Origin of the sequence: Streptomyces corallincola (assembly GCF_019104725.1) — a bacterium.
In the GTDB taxonomy this organism is placed as follows: domain Bacteria; phylum Actinomycetota; class Actinomycetes; order Streptomycetales; family Streptomycetaceae; genus Streptomyces; species Streptomyces corallincola.
This window is the reverse complement of sequence record NZ_JAHRXF010000010.1, coordinates 14,653-30,273: the sequence shown is the minus strand read 5'-3', so window position 1 is coordinate 30,273 and position 15,621 is coordinate 14,653. Positions and strand designations below refer to the sequence as shown.

The 15,621-nt window shown below is 71.5% G+C and carries 14 protein-coding genes; 5 read left to right on the top strand and 9 right to left on the bottom strand.

What is annotated here, in order from left to right; genetic code table 11:
* The first annotated feature begins 143 nt into the window (after positions 1–143).
* Complete coding sequence (locus tag KUM39_RS09590) at positions 144–485, top strand: histone-like nucleoid-structuring protein Lsr2 (RefSeq protein ID WP_217785032.1); 342 nt, start codon at positions 144–146, stop codon at positions 483–485.
* Here KUM39_RS09590 and KUM39_RS09585 read toward each other — a convergent pair.
* Entirely contained in the window at positions 464–1,120 is a 657-nt protein-coding gene (locus tag KUM39_RS09585; RefSeq protein WP_217785031.1) for an SCO3374 family protein, read from the bottom strand. The genes KUM39_RS09590 and KUM39_RS09585 overlap by 22 nt on opposite strands.
* A gap of 461 nt (positions 1,121–1,581) precedes the next feature.
* Here KUM39_RS09585 and KUM39_RS09580 point away from each other — a divergent pair, with 461 nt between their 5' ends.
* A complete protein-coding gene (locus tag KUM39_RS09580) occupies positions 1,582–4,107 on the top strand; it encodes an ATP-dependent Clp protease ATP-binding subunit (protein WP_217785030.1) in 2,526 nt (841 codons plus the stop codon).
* A 121-nt stretch (positions 4,108–4,228) separates the two neighbouring features.
* On the opposite strand, the gene KUM39_RS09575 is transcribed toward KUM39_RS09580, so the two are convergent.
* Positions 4,229–4,834 carry a TetR/AcrR family transcriptional regulator gene (locus KUM39_RS09575; protein WP_217785029.1) on the bottom strand — a complete coding sequence of 202 codons (606 nt, stop codon included), beginning with the start codon at positions 4,832–4,834 and terminating at the stop codon, positions 4,229–4,231.
* A 127-nt stretch (positions 4,835–4,961) separates the two neighbouring features.
* Here KUM39_RS09575 and KUM39_RS09570 point away from each other — a divergent pair, with 127 nt between their 5' ends.
* Positions 4,962–6,557: an MDR family MFS transporter gene (locus KUM39_RS09570; protein ID WP_217785028.1), complete on the top strand. Its 1,596-nt coding sequence runs from the start codon at positions 4,962–4,964 to the stop codon at positions 6,555–6,557.
* A 166-nt stretch (positions 6,558–6,723) separates the two neighbouring features.
* The gene (locus KUM39_RS09565; protein WP_246619873.1) at positions 6,724–7,029 is read left to right on the top strand and encodes a hypothetical protein; all 306 of its coding nucleotides are present in this window, start codon (positions 6,724–6,726) and stop codon (positions 7,027–7,029) included.
* 15 nt (positions 7,030–7,044) lie between these two features.
* Here KUM39_RS09565 and cseC read toward each other — a convergent pair whose 3' ends face one another.
* The 5 genes from cseC to KUM39_RS09540 form a co-directional block, all read right to left on the bottom strand.
* Complete coding sequence (gene cseC / locus KUM39_RS09560; RefSeq protein WP_217785144.1) at positions 7,045–8,424, bottom strand: two-component system sensor histidine kinase CseC; 1,380 nt, start codon at positions 8,422–8,424, stop codon at positions 7,045–7,047.
* 11 nt (positions 8,425–8,435) lie between these two features.
* A complete protein-coding gene (cseB, locus tag KUM39_RS09555) occupies positions 8,436–9,140 on the bottom strand; it encodes a two-component system response regulator CseB (protein ID WP_217785026.1) in 705 nt (234 codons plus the stop codon).
* Between the two features lie 77 nt (positions 9,141–9,217).
* The gene (locus KUM39_RS09550) at positions 9,218–9,871 is read right to left on the bottom strand and encodes an LppP/LprE family lipoprotein (protein WP_246619872.1); all 654 of its coding nucleotides are present in this window, start codon (positions 9,869–9,871) and stop codon (positions 9,218–9,220) included.
* Positions 9,859–10,404 carry a SigE family RNA polymerase sigma factor gene (locus tag KUM39_RS09545; protein WP_217785025.1) on the bottom strand — a complete coding sequence of 182 codons (546 nt, stop codon included), beginning with the start codon at positions 10,402–10,404 and terminating at the stop codon, positions 9,859–9,861. Before KUM39_RS09545 ends, KUM39_RS09550 begins: the two co-directional genes overlap by 13 nt.
* Before the next feature lie 324 nt (positions 10,405–10,728).
* The gene (locus tag KUM39_RS09540) at positions 10,729–11,604 is read right to left on the bottom strand and encodes an iron-sulfur binding domain-containing protein (protein ID WP_217785024.1); all 876 of its coding nucleotides are present in this window, start codon (positions 11,602–11,604) and stop codon (positions 10,729–10,731) included.
* Between the two features lie 190 nt (positions 11,605–11,794).
* On the opposite strand from KUM39_RS09540, the gene KUM39_RS09535 reads away from it, so the two are divergent.
* The gene (locus KUM39_RS09535) at positions 11,795–12,622 is read left to right on the top strand and encodes a hypothetical protein (protein ID WP_217785023.1); all 828 of its coding nucleotides are present in this window, start codon (positions 11,795–11,797) and stop codon (positions 12,620–12,622) included.
* Between the two features lie 232 nt (positions 12,623–12,854).
* Here KUM39_RS09535 and disA read toward each other — a convergent pair whose 3' ends face one another.
* Together disA and radA are read right to left on the bottom strand one after the other, a co-directional pair.
* Positions 12,855–13,979 (bottom strand): DNA integrity scanning diadenylate cyclase DisA, encoded by a 1,125-nt coding sequence (disA, locus tag KUM39_RS09530; protein ID WP_217785022.1) that lies wholly within the window; start codon positions 13,977–13,979, stop codon positions 12,855–12,857.
* Positions 13,980–14,059: 80 nt separating this feature from the next.
* Entirely contained in the window at positions 14,060–15,469 is a 1,410-nt protein-coding gene (gene radA, locus KUM39_RS09525; protein ID WP_217785021.1) for a DNA repair protein RadA, read from the bottom strand.
* Positions 15,470–15,621: the final 152 nt, after the last annotated feature.

Below are 15,621 nucleotides of genomic sequence, written 5' to 3'. Positions count from 1 at the left end.
CTCTGGCCTCTCACAGGGGTTTGTGTTTTTACGGCAAAAGCGGTTTGCTTTCCGACGTACTGCATAGTGCATATAACAGAGGCGGCGGCGAAACGGGGACGCGGCACCCTCTGCTCCACACGTTTTCGATGAAAGGAATTGCGGTGGCACAGAAGGTTCAGGTCCTTCTTGTCGATGACCTCGACGGCGGCGAGGCGGACGAGACCGTGACGTTCGCCCTTGACGGCAAGACCTACGAGATCGACCTCACGACCGCCAACGCGGACAAGCTGCGCGACCTTCTCGACCGCTATGTCAAGGGCGGCCGGCGTACCGGTGGCCGTTCCTCCGGCGGCCGGGGCAAGACGGCACGCGCCACCTCCGGCGGCGGCAACCAGGACACCGCGGCCATCCGCGCCTGGGCCAAGGAGAACGGCTACGACGTGAACGACCGCGGGCGCGTCCCCGCGACCATCCGTGAGGCCTACGAGAAGGCCAACGGCTGATCCCCCCGGCAGGCGGGCGGCCCACCGCCCGCGCGCCCGAGCCGGACGCGGTGGCACCACAGCGCCACCGTGTCCACGAGCCGTACGAGGTCGGGGGCACCGCCCCCACGCACCCCCACCGTCGGCAGCCCCGGCAGCGAGGACTCACCCCCGCGTTCCCGACCAGGGGGCCGCAACCACACCGCGGCCCCCTGCGGGCGTCCGGCGCCCGGCAGCGCACCGGCGCCCCACGCGCCGTCCACCGGAACCGCGGGCGCCGTCATCCGCCCGCCCGCGCCCAGCGCCCGTACGTCCGGCTCCAGCGGAGCCCACTCCAGCCACTCCAGCAGCCCCGGCAGCTCCTCCGCGCCGCCCGGCGCCACCAGGACGCACATCCGCCCCGCCACCAGGGCCACCGGGGAGCCCGGCCGCAGATGGCGCAGCGCCGCCGTCCCCGCCCCGGCCGGTACGTCCAGCACGTCGAAGCGGACCCCCGTCAGCAGCCCGAGCGGACGCCCCGGGGCCGTCGGCCAGCCCAGCCCCTCCTCGTACCACTCCCGCGCCACGGCGGACCCGCCGGGCGCCCCGCCGGACGCCCCGTCGGGCGGGCGGCGGGGGCGTGGGACGAGTGAGGTCGCGGGGGCCGGGCGAATCATGCCAAGCGCAACCGTCCGGAAGGGCGCGGAGTTACGCTGAGTGCCCCGGTGCTCGCTTCCCGTGGCCTCGCGCGGCGGGCTCCGGCGCCCGGAGAGGCGCAAGGTTGTTCGCCCATAGCGGAGGGAACCGGTGTGCGCGGCATGGAGTGTCCGTCCCAGCGGGTAAGACATGCCTAGTGGGAGGGGGCGACGCGGGGAAAGGTCCGGCCTCACGTTCGCCATCGGCGTAGCGGCGAGTGGGGTAACTGCCTGGCCTGCGGGAACATCGTCTCGCACCATCGGGTTGAGGCAGATGTCGGCGTACGGGGGTCGGGAGAGGGATTCCGGCTCCGCGAGAGCGGAGGCGATCCGGACGGTGTCGGCAGTTGGAATGAGCGGTCCCCGCTTGCGGGACTAAGCTGCGGAAGGACAGTGAGGGGATCGTCCCCCCACCGCCTGACCGCTCTGAGGAGCGATTAACGATGTTCGAGAGGTTCACCGACCGCGCGCGGCGGGTTGTCGTCCTGGCTCAGGAAGAAGCCCGGATGCTCAACCACAACTACATCGGCACCGAGCACATCCTCCTGGGTCTCATCCACGAGGGTGAAGGTGTCGCCGCTAAGGCCCTGGAGAGCCTCGGCATTTCGCTTGAGGCGGTCCGCCAGCAGGTGGAGGAGATCATCGGGCAGGGGCAGCAGGCCCCGTCCGGCCACATCCCCTTCACCCCCCGTGCCAAGAAGGTGCTGGAGCTGTCGCTCCGCGAGGCCCTTCAGCTCGGCCACAACTACATCGGCACGGAGCACATCCTGCTCGGCCTGATCCGTGAGGGCGAGGGCGTCGCCGCCCAGGTCCTGGTCAAGCTGGGCGCCGATCTCAACCGGGTGCGGCAGCAGGTCATCCAGCTGCTCTCCGGTTACCAGGGCAAGGAGACCGCCACCGCCGGTGGCCCCGCCGAGGGCACCCCCTCGACGTCCCTCGTGCTGGACCAGTTCGGCCGCAACCTCACCCAGGCAGCCCGCGAATCCAAGCTCGACCCGGTCATCGGGCGCGAGAAGGAGATCGAGCGGGTCATGCAGGTGCTGTCCCGCCGCACCAAGAACAACCCGGTGCTCATCGGTGAGCCCGGCGTCGGCAAGACCGCCGTCGTCGAGGGGCTCGCCCAGGCCATCGTCAAGGGCGAGGTGCCCGAGACGCTGAAGGACAAGCACCTCTACACCCTCGACCTCGGCGCCCTGGTCGCCGGTTCCCGCTACCGCGGTGACTTCGAGGAGCGCCTGAAGAAGGTCCTCAAGGAGATCCGCACCCGCGGCGACATCATCCTGTTCATCGACGAGCTGCACACGCTGGTCGGTGCGGGTGCCGCCGAGGGCGCCATCGACGCGGCCTCCATCCTCAAGCCGATGCTGGCCCGCGGTGAACTGCAGACCATCGGTGCCACCACGCTCGACGAGTACCGCAAGCACCTGGAGAAGGACGCGGCCCTGGAGCGCCGCTTCCAGCCCATCCAGGTCGCGGAGCCGTCGCTCCCGCACACCATCGAGATCCTCAAGGGCCTGCGCGACCGGTACGAGGCCCACCACCGGGTCTCCATCACCGACGAGGCGCTGGTCCAGGCCGCCACCCTGGCCGACCGGTACATCTCGGACCGCTTCCTGCCGGACAAGGCGATCGACCTGATCGACGAGGCCGGTTCCCGGATGCGCATCCGCCGGATGACCGCGCCGCCGGACCTGCGCGAGTTCGACGAGAAGATCGCCGGTGTCCGCCGGGACAAGGAGTCCGCGATCGACTCGCAGGACTTCGAGAAGGCCGCCTCCCTGCGCGACAAGGAGAAGCAGCTCCTGGCCGCCAAGGCGAAGCGCGAGAAGGAGTGGAAGGCCGGTGACATGGACGTCGTCGCCGAGGTGGACGGCGAGCTGATCGCCGAGGTCCTCGCCACGGCGACCGGCATCCCGGTCTTCAAGCTGACCGAGGAGGAGTCGTCCCGCCTGCTGCGCATGGAGGACGAGCTCCACAAGCGGGTCATCGGCCAGGTCGATGCGGTCAAGGCGCTGTCGAAGGCGATCCGCCGTACGCGCGCCGGTCTGAAGGACCCCAAGCGCCCCGGCGGCTCGTTCATCTTCGCCGGTCCGTCCGGTGTCGGTAAGACCGAGCTGTCCAAGGCGCTCGCGGAGTTCCTCTTCGGCGACGAGGACGCGCTGATCTCCCTCGACATGTCGGAGTTCAGCGAGAAGCACACGGTCTCCCGCCTCTTCGGTTCGCCCCCCGGCTACGTGGGCTACGAGGAGGGCGGCCAGCTCACCGAGAAGGTGCGCCGCAAGCCGTTCTCCGTGGTCCTCTTCGACGAGGTCGAGAAGGCCCACCCGGACATCTTCAACTCGCTGCTGCAGATCCTGGAGGACGGTCGCCTGACCGACTCCCAGGGCCGGGTCGTGGACTTCAAGAACACGGTCATCATCATGACGACCAACCTCGGCACGCGGGACATCTCCAAGGGCTTCAACCTGGGCTTCGCGGCCTCGGGCGACTCGAAGACCAACTACGAGCGCATGAAGAACAAGGTGTCGGATGAGCTGAAGCAGCACTTCCGCCCCGAGTTCCTCAACCGTGTGGACGACGTGGTCGTCTTCCCGCAGCTCACGCAGGAGGACATCCTCCGCATCGTCGATCTGATGATCGGCAAGGTGGACGAGCGCCTGAAGGACCGGGACATGGGCATCGAGCTCTCCCAGTCCGCCAAGGAGCTGCTGTCCAAGAAGGGCTACGACCCGGTGCTGGGCGCGCGTCCGCTGCGCCGCACGATCCAGCGCGAGGTCGAGGACACCCTCTCGGAGAAGATCCTCTTCGGTGAGCTGCGCCCCGGTCACATCGTGGTCGTGGACACCGAGGGCGAGGGTGACGCCGCCACCTTCACCTTCCGCGGCGAGGAGAAGTCGGCGCTGCCGGACTCCCCGCCCATCGAGCAGGCGGCCGGCGGTGCCGGTCCGAACCTGAGCAAGGACGCGTAAGCGCCCGTACGGCGTGACGAGAGGGGCCGGTGCCTTCGGGCACCGGCCCCTCTCGTCGTCGTGGCCTCTTGTTCGCCGTTCGCCGCGGACACCGGCGGGACGCCGGGAGTCCGGTGGGACGCTACGACCGGTCCTCCGGCACCGTGCCCTGGTGGGCCTGGGTGACCAGGTCCACCGCCACCTCCAGGACCGCCTCCCGCTTCTTCTCGGGGTTGCCCTCGATGTCCTGCATGACGAACATCCCCGCGTGCAGCGTGAACAGCGCGCTCACGCAGCGGACCTGGTCGGCCAGCGGGGCGTCCGGGTCGATGATGATGTCCCGCAGGCGGCGCATGCGGTCCTTGAAGGAGTCCCCGATGCGCAGCTCGCGCACGGTCGCCTGATTCTCCTGCATGAACCGGAACAGGGGTTCCGCCTCGTTGAGCGCCTCGCTGTAGCGGCGTACGATCTCCTGCTTGGTGGCCAGGGTGTGCGGCTGGTCCGCGCCCCAGGCGATCAGCTCCTCGATGGGCATCGTCAGGTCGTCGAAGAGACTGACGATGATCTCTTCCTTGGTCTTGAAGTGGTAGTAGAGCGCCGCCTTGGTCACGTCGAGGCGCTCGGCGATCTCGCGCAGCGAAGTCTTCTCGTAGCCCTGCTCGGCGAAGAGTCCGAGTGCGACGTCCTGGATGCGCTGGCGGGTGTTGCCGCGGCGCTGCTGCTTGGTGCCGTCCATGATGACGCCCATCCTCGTACTCCTCGGGCTCCGCGGAAACTTACTTGACGACCGGCTAGTTGCAAGGCTACCTTCTCACCATCAGCAAAACTAGCCGGGCGACAAGTAAGTTTGTGCGCCAGGGGGAGTGTGGAGAGAGATGGCGGACACGCAGACGGCCGGGGCGGAGCGGGCGATACCCGACGCGTCCGGCAAGCGGCCTCGGAGCGTACGGGTAGTCCTGCTCGCGCTCATGATCGCGATGATGCTCGCGATGCTGGACAACATGATCGTCGGTACGGCGATGCCGACCATCGTCGGTGACCTGGGCGGCCTGGAGCACCTGTCGTGGGTGGTCACCGCCTACACGCTCGCCACCGCCGCCTCCACCCCGGTCTGGGGCAAGGTCGGCGACATGTTCGGGCGCAAGGGCGCCTTCCTCAGCTCGATCGTGATCTTCCTGATCGGCTCCGCGCTCAGCGGCGCCGCGCAGAACATGGGCCAGCTCATCGGGTTCCGTGCCGTGCAGGGTCTCGGCGCGGGCGGTCTGATGGTCGGCGTCATGGCGATCATCGGTGACCTGATCCCGCCGCGCGAGCGCGGCAAGTACCAGGGCATGATGGCCGCCGTCATGGCGCTGGCGATGATCGGCGGTCCGCTGGTCGGCGGCACCATCACCGACAACTGGGGCTGGCGCTGGGCCTTCTACATCAACCTGCCGCTCGGCGTGGTCGCGCTCGCGCTGGTCACCGCCGTACTGCACCTGCCGAAGAAGCGGTCCAAGGCCGGTATCGACTACCTCGGCGTGGCCCTGCTGACCGTCGGCATCACCTCGATCGTCCTCGTCACCACCTGGGGCGGCACGCAGTACCCGTGGTCCTCGGCCCGCATCGTCGGCCTGATCGTCCTTGGTGTGGTCGCGCTCGCCGGGTTCGTGTTCTGGCAGACCCGCGCCGCCGAGCCGGTGCTGCCGCTGCACATCTTCCGCAGCCGGAACTTCACCCTGATGGCCGTCATCGGCTTCGTCACCGGCTTCGTGATGTTCGGTGCCGTCCTGTTCCTCCCGCTCTACCAGCAGTCCGTGCAGGGCGCGTCCGCGACCAACTCCGGTCTGCTGCTCCTGCCGCTGCTCGGCGCGATGCTGGTGACCTCGATGGTCGCGGGCCGGGTCACCACCGGCACCGGCAAGTACAAGGTCTTCCCGATCGCGGGCGGTGTGCTCATGATCGTGGGGCTCTACCTGCTGTCCCGCATGGACGTGGAGACCACCCGCCTCACCTCCGGCGTCTACATGGCGGTGCTCGGCGCGGGCATGGGCTGCCTGATGCAGATCACCATGCTGGTCGCGCAGAACAGCGTGGAGATGAAGGACATCGGCGTCGCCTCGTCCTCCGCCACCCTGTTCCGTACCCTCGGCTCGTCCTTCGGTGTGGCCGTCATGGGCGCGCTGTTCAACAGCCGGGTCAAGGACGTCATGGCCGAGCGGATCGGCGCCCGGGGCACGCAGTTCCTCGGCAGGTCCACCCAGCTCGACGCGGCCGGCCTGAAGCGGCTGCCCGCCGTCGCCCGCGAGGCGTACCAGCACGCGGTGTCCGCCGGTACGCACTCCGCGTTCCTGCTCGGCTCCGTGATCGCGGTGGTCGTCCTGGTCGCGGCGTTCTTCGTCAAGGAGGTCCCGCTGCGCGGCGGCCCCCAGAAGGACGCGCCCGCCGACAGCGCGGACGCCGCTCCGGTCCCGCTGGTCGAGGCGGTCTGACCCTCCCCGCACCACCCAGAAGGCCCCCGGCAGGTGTCCGCCCCGGGGGCCTTCGGCGTGGGCGGGGGTGTGAGGGTCGTACGGCCACTGCCGTTCGGTGGTGACGGCGTGTCATGATCACGTCTGCGCCGGGTGAGGGGCCGGGCGTGGAGGGAGAGCCGCCGTGATGCTGTACGTCAAAGTCCTGCTGGCCGTCGTGGTCCTGCTCCTCGCCGCGTCCGGGATCGCGGCCCTCACCCGCGGCTGGGTCCTGCCGCGCAACCGGCATCTGATCAGGTCCACACGCCTCTACGGCGCCGGGCAACTGCTGATGGCCGGTGCGATCGGCTGCCAGCTCTACTTCGGCGCGTTCCGCGGAGACAGCACGTGGACGCTGGTCGGGGCACTGCTCCTGCTCATCGCTTTCGGGGTCCTCCTCCGGGCCCAGAGCGGGACCGACCGGACCGACCATGCCGGGTCGCCCGGACAGTGAGCGCCCCGGCCCGCCCTACGGCAGCACCGGGTGCGACCCCGTGTCCGTGGGCGCGTGCTCCGGGAGCCACAGGACGGCCACCGCGCCCTCGGCGGGGAGGTCGGGGGAGGCGCCCAGGGGGCGGATGTTGCGGAAGGTGAGGCGGGCGCCGAGCACGCGGGCCTGACCGGCGGCGATGGTGAGGCCGAGGCCGTGGCCCTGACCGGCGCGGTCGGCGGAGCCGGTGCGGAACCGGCTCGGTCCGTCGGCCAGCAGGTCCTCCGGGAAGCCGGGGCCGTGGTCGCGGACCCGGACCACCCGGCCCTCCACGGTCACCTCGACCGGCGGACGCCCGTGCCGGGACGCGTTGGCGAGCAGGTTGATCAGCACCCGCTCAAGACGCCGGGGGTCGGTCGTCACCTCCGACTCGTGCACCACCCGTACGGCGATGTCCGGGTCCCGCGCGGTCACCCGGCGGGCGACGAACTCGCCGAGCAGGATGTCCTGGAGTTCCGCGCGCTCCGAGGCGCCGTCGAGACGGGCCACCTCCAGCACGTCCTCGACCAGCGTGCGCAGCGCCTTCGCCCGGTCCAGCACGAGTTCCGTGGGGCGGCCGGGCGGCAGCAGCTCGGCCGCGGTGAGCAGCCCGGTCACCGGGGTGCGCAGCTCGTGCGCGATGTCGGCGGTCACCCGCCGTTCCGCCTCCAGCCGTTGCTGGAGCGCCTCCGCCATCGCGTCCACCGCCCGCGCCAGGTCGTCGGTCTCGTCGCGCACGACACCGCCGATGGACTCCCGCACCCGTACGTCCGTCTCGCCCCTGGCGACGCGGTTCGCGGCCGTGGCCGCCTTGCGGAGGCGCCGGGAGAGCTGGCCGCCGATCAGCACGCCCAGCGCGCTGCCGCCCAGGACGACCGCGATGGAGCCGATCAGCAGCGCCTGGTCGAGGTCCTTCATCACGTCGGTCGAGCGGTCGGGGAAGTTGGTGTGCAGGGACAGCACGTGCCCGTCCTTGACCGGCACCGCCGCCCAGATGTCCGGGGCGCCGTCGCCGTGGTCGCTGACATAACTGGCCCGGCGCCCCTCCTCGACCTTCGCGCGCAGCGGCGCCGGGAGGTCCGGGTCGTCGATCTTGACGCCGGGGAAGTTGGGGCGGCCGGACAGCTCGTAGTTCCGCTGGGCGATCTGCACCCGCTCGTTGGCCAGGTCACGGGCGTTGTCCAGCATGGAGACGCGGGCCGCGTTGTGCACGACCAGGCTCAGCCCGAAGGCGACCAGACCGGCGACCAGCGCGATGGCCGCGCTCAGCTTCCAGCGCAGCCCGGTGCGCAGCCCCGCGTGCCGCACCCGGCCCGCCCGCTCGGGGCGCGGCCCGGCGCGCCTCGGCCCCGCTCCCGGTTCCCGGACCGTCCGCCGCATCCGTGCCCCGCTCACGCCTTGAGTTTGTAGCCGAAGCCGCGGACCGTCTCGATGCGGTCCTGGCCGATCTTCTGCCGCAGCCGCTGCACATGCACGTCCACGACACGGGTGTCCCCGCCCCAGCCGTACTCCCAGACCCGCTCCAGCAGCTTGTCGCGGGAGAGCACCGTGCCCGGCGCGGCGGAGAACTCCAGCAGCAGCCGCATCTCGGTCGGGGTCAGTGCCACCGGCTCCCCGGCCCGGCGCACCTCCATGCCCTCGGTGTCGATCTCCAGGTCCCCGAAGACCAGCGGCCCGCCGTCCGGCTCGACCGGGTCCCGCTCGGCCCGTCCGGCGCCGCCCGCGTGCCCGAAGCGGCGGAGCACCGCCCGGATGCGGGCGACCAGCACAGCGCCGTCGAACGGCTTGGTCACGTAGTCGTCGGCGCCCGCCTCCAGGCCGAGGACCACGTCGATGGCGTCGGCGCGCGCGGACAGCATGATCACCGGCACGGTGGACTCGTCGCGGATACGGCGGCACAGGCTGACCCCGTCCAGGCCCGGCACCATCACGTCCAGCAGCGCGATGTCCGGCCGGTCGGCGCGGAACGCGGCCAGGCCCGACAGCCCGTCGGGCATCGCCGTCACCGCGAAACCGTCCCGCTCCAGGGCGAGCTGGGTGGCCTCGCGGATCACGTCGTCGTCCTCGACGAACAGGACATGGGTCTGGTCTGCCATCCCGGTGCTCTCAACTCCTCGGTGCCGAAGGGGGTGCGGGGGCGCGGTACGGGGGTGTCGGGGGCGCGCGGCGGGGGTCAGCCGCTCGGCTCGGGTGAGGGGTCGGCTCCGGCCGCGCTGCCGTAGTCGGTGTGGACGACGCGTCCCTCCACGAACCGGCCGCCCTTCCAGTCGTAGGTGATCACGTCCTCCCCGGAGGGGGCGGTGATCGGATCGTCCTTCTTGTAGACCTGCTTGGTGACGGTCAGGGTGTCCTGGTCGATCTCCGCGTACACCGGGGACTCCTCGGTGTGGAAGACGTTCCGGTAGACACCGTCCACGTCCTGGTAGACGTACGACCCGATGCCCACCGCGTCCGCGCAGGTCAGGACGTTGACGACGACGTCGTCCGCGGTGGAGCCGGTGAGATGGCCGTAGGAGACGTCCACCGGGTAGTCGTGGCCGCTGCACGGCTTCAGCTCGCGCTTGACGGTCTCCGAGACCGCCGGGTCCTTCTTGATCAGCGCGACCGCGTCCACCCGCCGGTAGCTCTCGGACGGGCTCGGCGGCGGGGAGGGGACCGCGCCCGCCACGGCCGAGGCGTGCGCCGGGCCCTCGTCCCGTGCCCCGGTGCCCCCGGTGCCGCACGCGGCGACGAACAGCGCCAGGGCGGCGATCCCGGCCAAGGCCACGATCACCGCCTGCACCCTGCCCCGGACCCCGCCGGGCCCGGACCCTGTCAGGCCGCGCAACGCTCCCGCTCCTCATGCTCCAGCGCGCGTGCGTCCCTCTCGCGCGCCTCCAGCTCCTCACGGAGCCGGGCCAGCGCCCGGTGCAGCGTGCTCTTGACCGTGCCCGCGGACATGCCGAGGGCGGCTGCCGTCTCCTCCGTGGACATCTGCTCCCAGTGTCGCAGCACCACGACACTGCGCTGCTTGGGCGCCAGTACCTTCATGACGTCCATCAGCAGGGCGCGGTCCGCGTGCTGCTCGGCGGCGTCGTCCACGCATGCGTCGGGCAGCTGCTCGGTGGGGATCTCCTCCAGCTTGCGGGCCCGCCACCACTCCGTCCGGGTGTTGATCATGACCCGGCGCAGATAGGCGTCCGCGAGCCGCTTGTCCGCGATGCCCTCCCAGCGGCCGTACGTGCGCACCAGCGCGGTCTGGAGCAGGTCCTGCGCGTCCACGGGGTCCGGCACCAGCCGGCGGGCACTGCGCAGCAGCGCGTCCTGCCGGGTCCGCACGTACTCCTCGAACGCGAGCACCTCGCCGCCCTGCTGCTCCATGTCAACCGCCTCCGCATCCCCGCGCACCACGGCTCCGGGCCGCCCTGCCGATGTCCTGCCGTCCCGGTGGTCTGCCCGGCACGAGGACTGAAGCTACGGACCGCTTGTCACGGGGTGGTGCGCGGCAGACGGCGGACGCCCCTCGGCTGTCCGTCGGTTGTGTAACGGATGTAGGTACGGGGTAAGGCGGCGGTGGTTGTGTCCGGTTACGGGGACATTTGCCGGGCGGTGCGGGTGACAGCCGCCCATGACATGGGGCCTGACGCCGTGTCATCCCACCGGGGCGGGCGCGTCCACCGGGGTTCGGCGGGCCGGGACGGCGGGTCAGCCCACGGGGAGGCGGTACAGCCCGCCCGGCAGCGGTTCGACCAGGCCGTCGCCGACCAGCCCGTCCAGCGCGCGGGCCCGCTGCACCGGCTCGTGCCACACCCGGTCCAGCGCCGACTGCGGCACCGGTACGTGCGCGTCGCGCAGGACGGCGAGCAGCTTGCCGCGCACCTGACGGTCGGTCCCGGCGTACGTCTGGCCCCGGCGCGGCGGTCCGTCGTGCTCCGGCTTGCCCGCGAGCCGCCACGCGCACAGCGCGGCGATCGGGCAGCGGTGGCAGCTCTCGTTCTTCGCCGTGCACACCAGCGCGCCCAGCTCCATCGAGGCCGCGGCCCAGCGCGCGGCCGTCCCCTCGTCCTCGGGGAGCAGCTCGCGGGCGAGACGCCGCTCGGCCGCGGTGGTGGCGTTCGGGGGGTACCGCACACCGGTCACCGCACGGGCGAACACCCGGCGCACGTTGGTGTCCAGCACCGGGTGCCGCTGCCCGTACGCGAAGGACGCGACGGCCGCCGCCGTGTACTCCCCGATGCCGGGCAGCGCGAGGAGCTGGGCGTGGTCGGTGGGTACGTCGCCGCCGTGCCGTTCCGTTATGGCGACGGCCGCGCCGTGCAGGCGCAGCGCGCGGCGCGGGTAGCCGAGCCGTCCCCAGGCGCGCACCGCCTCGCCGGGTGCCTCGGCGGCGAGGTCCGCCGGGCGCGGCCAGCGGGCGAGCCACTGCTCGTACACGGGCAGGACGCGGCTGACCGGGGTCTGCTGGAGCATGAACTCGCTGACCATCACGCCCCAGGGCCCCGCCTCCGGGCGGCGCCAGGGGAGGTCGCGGGCGTTGCTGTCGAACCAGTCGATCACGGGGTCGTGAAGGGTCTCAGTCATGGCCTTCCGATCCTGCCACGGCCGGGCGGTGTTGGCGGGCGTCCGCACGGTCGCGGAGCGTCGCGGGCCGTGTCGGAGTGTGAACATGCGCTCCGCTGGCGGCAGTTGCCGTGATGATGATCCGGAAAAGTTGTCGCCGGGGCGGCATGTGACGCGAGTCGGCGCGACGATCTCTCGTAAGGTTTGCGCCGTGGGATCTCTGCGCAATCCGGTCGGGCCGCTTCCCTCCTCCATCTACTGGCGTCGGAGGGTCGTCATCGTGTCCGTGCTGGCCGTGTTGGCGCTGCTGATCGCCTGGATCGTGGTCTCCGGCGGCGGCGCGGGCAAGAAGCCGCACGACGGCGCCGACGGCAAGAATCCCGCCTCCACGATCACACCGGGTCCCACTCCCTCGGGCTCCGCGATCAGCCAACACCCCGGCGGGCGCGACGAGTCGGGCGGGGGTTCCGGCGGCTCGGGCGGCTCCGGTGGCTCGGGCGGCGCGGACTCCGGTGCGGGGAACGGCGGTTCGGGCTCCGGCTCCAACTCCGGTACGGGTACGGGTACGAGCGCCGGTTCCGGTGGCGGTGCCGGTACGGCTGTGGGGTCCGGTGACACGCTGCCCGCCTCCTCGTCCCTCGCCGACTGCGCCTCCGGCAAGGTGTCGCTGACGCTGAGCAGCGAGCGGAACTCCTACTCGCCCGACCAGAAGCCCCGGTTCAGGATCACCGTCAAGAACTCGGGTTCCGGGGACTGCGCGATCGACCTCGGCCCCAAGCGGGCGGTGCTCACGGTCGTCACCGCCGACGACGACACCTTCTGGTCCTCCGCCGACTGCCCCAAGGGCCCCTCCTCCCTCTCCTTCCGCGTCCCCTCCGGCCGGTCCATCACCTACACCACCTCCTGGGACCGCGACTCCAGCACCAAGACCTGCCCGACCAAGTCCCCCAAGAAGGCCCCTCCCGGCACCTACCTCCTGGAACTGGACGCGGGCACGTACGGCAAACAGCAGACGTCCTTCGTCCTGGCCGCCGACTAGAACCGGCCGAGCGGCATGCCCCCCAGGGGCGCGGGGAACCGCGCGGCCGGAGGGGTTTTCAGGGGCGCGGGGAACTGCGCGGAAGGTGGAAGCGGACCCGCACCCGTGAGCGCCGGTGCGCAGTCCGGCCCAAAGGGGCGCGGGGAACTGCGCGACCGGCCACGGCGGACCCGCGGCCGGAGTCGGGACGGTGATGTGCCGCCGAGGGACCGTACTCCGGAAGCCGGCGGAGCTACACGTACCGTTCCAGGATGGAGGACTCCGCCAGACGCGAGAGCCCCTCGCGGACGCTGCGCGCACGCGCCTCGCCCACCCCATCCACAGCCTGAAGATCATCGACGCTGGCCGCGAGCAACTTCTGCAACCCCCCGAAGTGCTCGACAAGCCGGTCGATGACGGCACCGGGAAGCCGGGGCACCTTCGCCAGCAACCGGAACCCGCGGGGCGACACCGCGGAGTCGAGGGTCTCGGGCGACCCGGTGTAGCCCAGCGCCCGCGCCACCGTGCCGAGTTCGAGCAGCTCCCCGTGACTCAGCGCGTCCAGCTCGGACAACGCCTCCTCCACCGTGCGGGACCGCTTGGCGGTGGGCTCGGGGACGTAGTCCCGGACGACGAGGGAGCGGTCGGGCTCGACACCCGCGATGAGTTCCTCCAGCTGGAGGGACAACAGCCGCCCGTCGGTACCGAGTTCGACCACGTACTCCGCGATCTCGGCGGCGATGCGCCGGACCATCTCCAGACGCTGGGCGACGGCGGACACGTCCCGGACGGTGACGAGGTCCTCGATCTCCAGCGCGGACAGCGTGCCCGCGACCTCGTCGAGCCGGAGTTTGTACCGCTCCAGCGTGGCCAGCGCCTGGTTGGCCCGGGAGAGGATCGCCGCCGAGTCCTCCAGCACGCGTCGCTGCCCGTCCACGTAGAGCGCGATGAGCCGCATCGACTGGGAGACGGAGACCACGGGGAAACCGACCTGCTTGGAGACGCGGTCGGCGGTGCGGTGCCGGGTGCCGGTCTCCTCGGTGGGGATCGTCGGGTCCGGCACCAGCTGCACGCCCGCGCGCAGGATCTTCGACAGGTCGGAGGAGAGCACGATCCCGCCGTCGAGCTTGCACAGTTCGCGCAGCCGGGTCGCGGCGAACTCCACGTCCAGCACGAACCCGCCGGTGCACATGGCCTCGACCGTCCGGTCGGAACCCAGCACGATCAGGCCGCCGGTGTTGCCGCGCAGAATCCGCTCCAGGCCGTCCCGCAGCGGCGTACCCGGAGCGACGGCGCTCAGGGAGGCGCGCATCCGGGCATCGGCACCGGTGCTCCCACCGGACTTTCCGGGAGCTGCCGCCCGCTCGTTGGCTGCCACTGCTCTCCTCCGGTCGGGGTTCTCTCAACGCCGCCGTCGCGCGTACGCGGTCGTACGGACGGGCGAGACCTGGGCAAAGTCTACCGGCGGTCCTCCGCCTCCCGTGGGGCCTCCCGGCGAGGTGCGCGCGGCAGGACCCGCAGCGCGTCCCCCATGTCGGCCACTTCCAGCACCTTCATACCGGCCGGGACCTTGCCCGGATCGCCGGGTACGAGCGCGTGCGTGAAGCCGAGCCGGGCCGCCTCCGCCAGCCGCCGCTGCACCCCGGTGACGCGTCTCACCTCGCCCGCGAGGCCCACCTCACCGATCGCCACGAGGTTCTTCGGCAGCGGGGTGTCGCTCGCGGCCGAGGCGAGGGCCAGCGCGATGGCGAGGTCGGCGGCCGGTTCGGACAGCTTCACCCCGCCCACCGTCGCGGAGTAGATGTCCCGCTTGCCGAGCGCGCTGATCCGGCCGCGCTGCTCCAGCACCGCCAGCATCATCGACACCCGCGAGGTCTCCAGCCCGGAGGTGGTCCGGCGCGGGGAGGGGATCTGGGAGTCCACGGTGAGCGCCTGCACCTCGGCCACCAGCGGGCGGCGGCCCTCCAGGGTGACGGTCAGACAGGTGCCCGGCACGGGTTCGTCCCGGCGGGTCAGGAACAGGCCGCTGGGGTCGGTGAGCCCGGTGATGCCCTCGTCGTGCAACTCGAAGCAGCCGACCTCGTCCGTCGCGCCGTACCGGTTCTTCACCCCGCGCACCAGGCGGAGCCGGGCGTGCCGGTCGCCCTCGAAGTGCAGCACCACGTCCACCAGATGCTCCAGCAGCCGGGGGCCCGCGATGGCGCCGTCCTTGGTGACGTGGCCGACCAGCAGGGTGGACATCCCGCGGTCCTTGGAGGCGCGGATCAGCGCGCCCGCCACCTCCCGGACCTGGGCCATGCCGCCGGGGGCGCCGTCGATCTCCGGGGAGGCCACCGTCTGCACCGAGTCCAGGACCAGCAGGGACGGCTTCACCGCGTCCAAGTGGCCCAGCACGGCGGAGAGATCGGTCTCGGCCGCCAGATACAGGTCGTCGGCGAGGGCGCCGATGCGGTCGGCGCGCAGCCTCACCTGGCTCGCGGACTCCTCGCCCGTCACGTACAGCGTGCGGTGCTCGTCGCTCGCCGCCTTGGCCGCCACGTCCAGCAGCAGCGTGGACTTGCCGACGCCCGGCTCACCCGCGAGCAGCACGACCGCGCCGGGGACCAGGCCGCCGCCGAGCACCCGGTCCAGCTCGGGCACGCCGGTGGAGCGGGCGGTGGCCTGCCGTCCGTCCACCTGGCCGATGGGCAGCGCGGAGGAGGTGACCCGGCCGGGCGCCGTGGTGCGGACGGCGGGCGTGCCGTACTCCTCGACCGTGCCCCACGCCTGGCACTCGGGGCAGCGGCCGAGCCACTTGGCCGTCTGCCAGCCGCACTCCGTGCAGCGGTAGGACGGACGGTCCTTGGTGGTCTTGGTACGGGCAGCCATGCGGAAACCGTAGCCCCCGCCACTGACAACGCCGTTCCGCTCCCGTCCACAACCGACCGGTATCGGCCACTTCACCCCCGGATCGCGCCACCGTACGGCCGACCCGTGTCCCCTATCGAGGGATCGTTTCACCCGTACGAAGGAAAAGGACT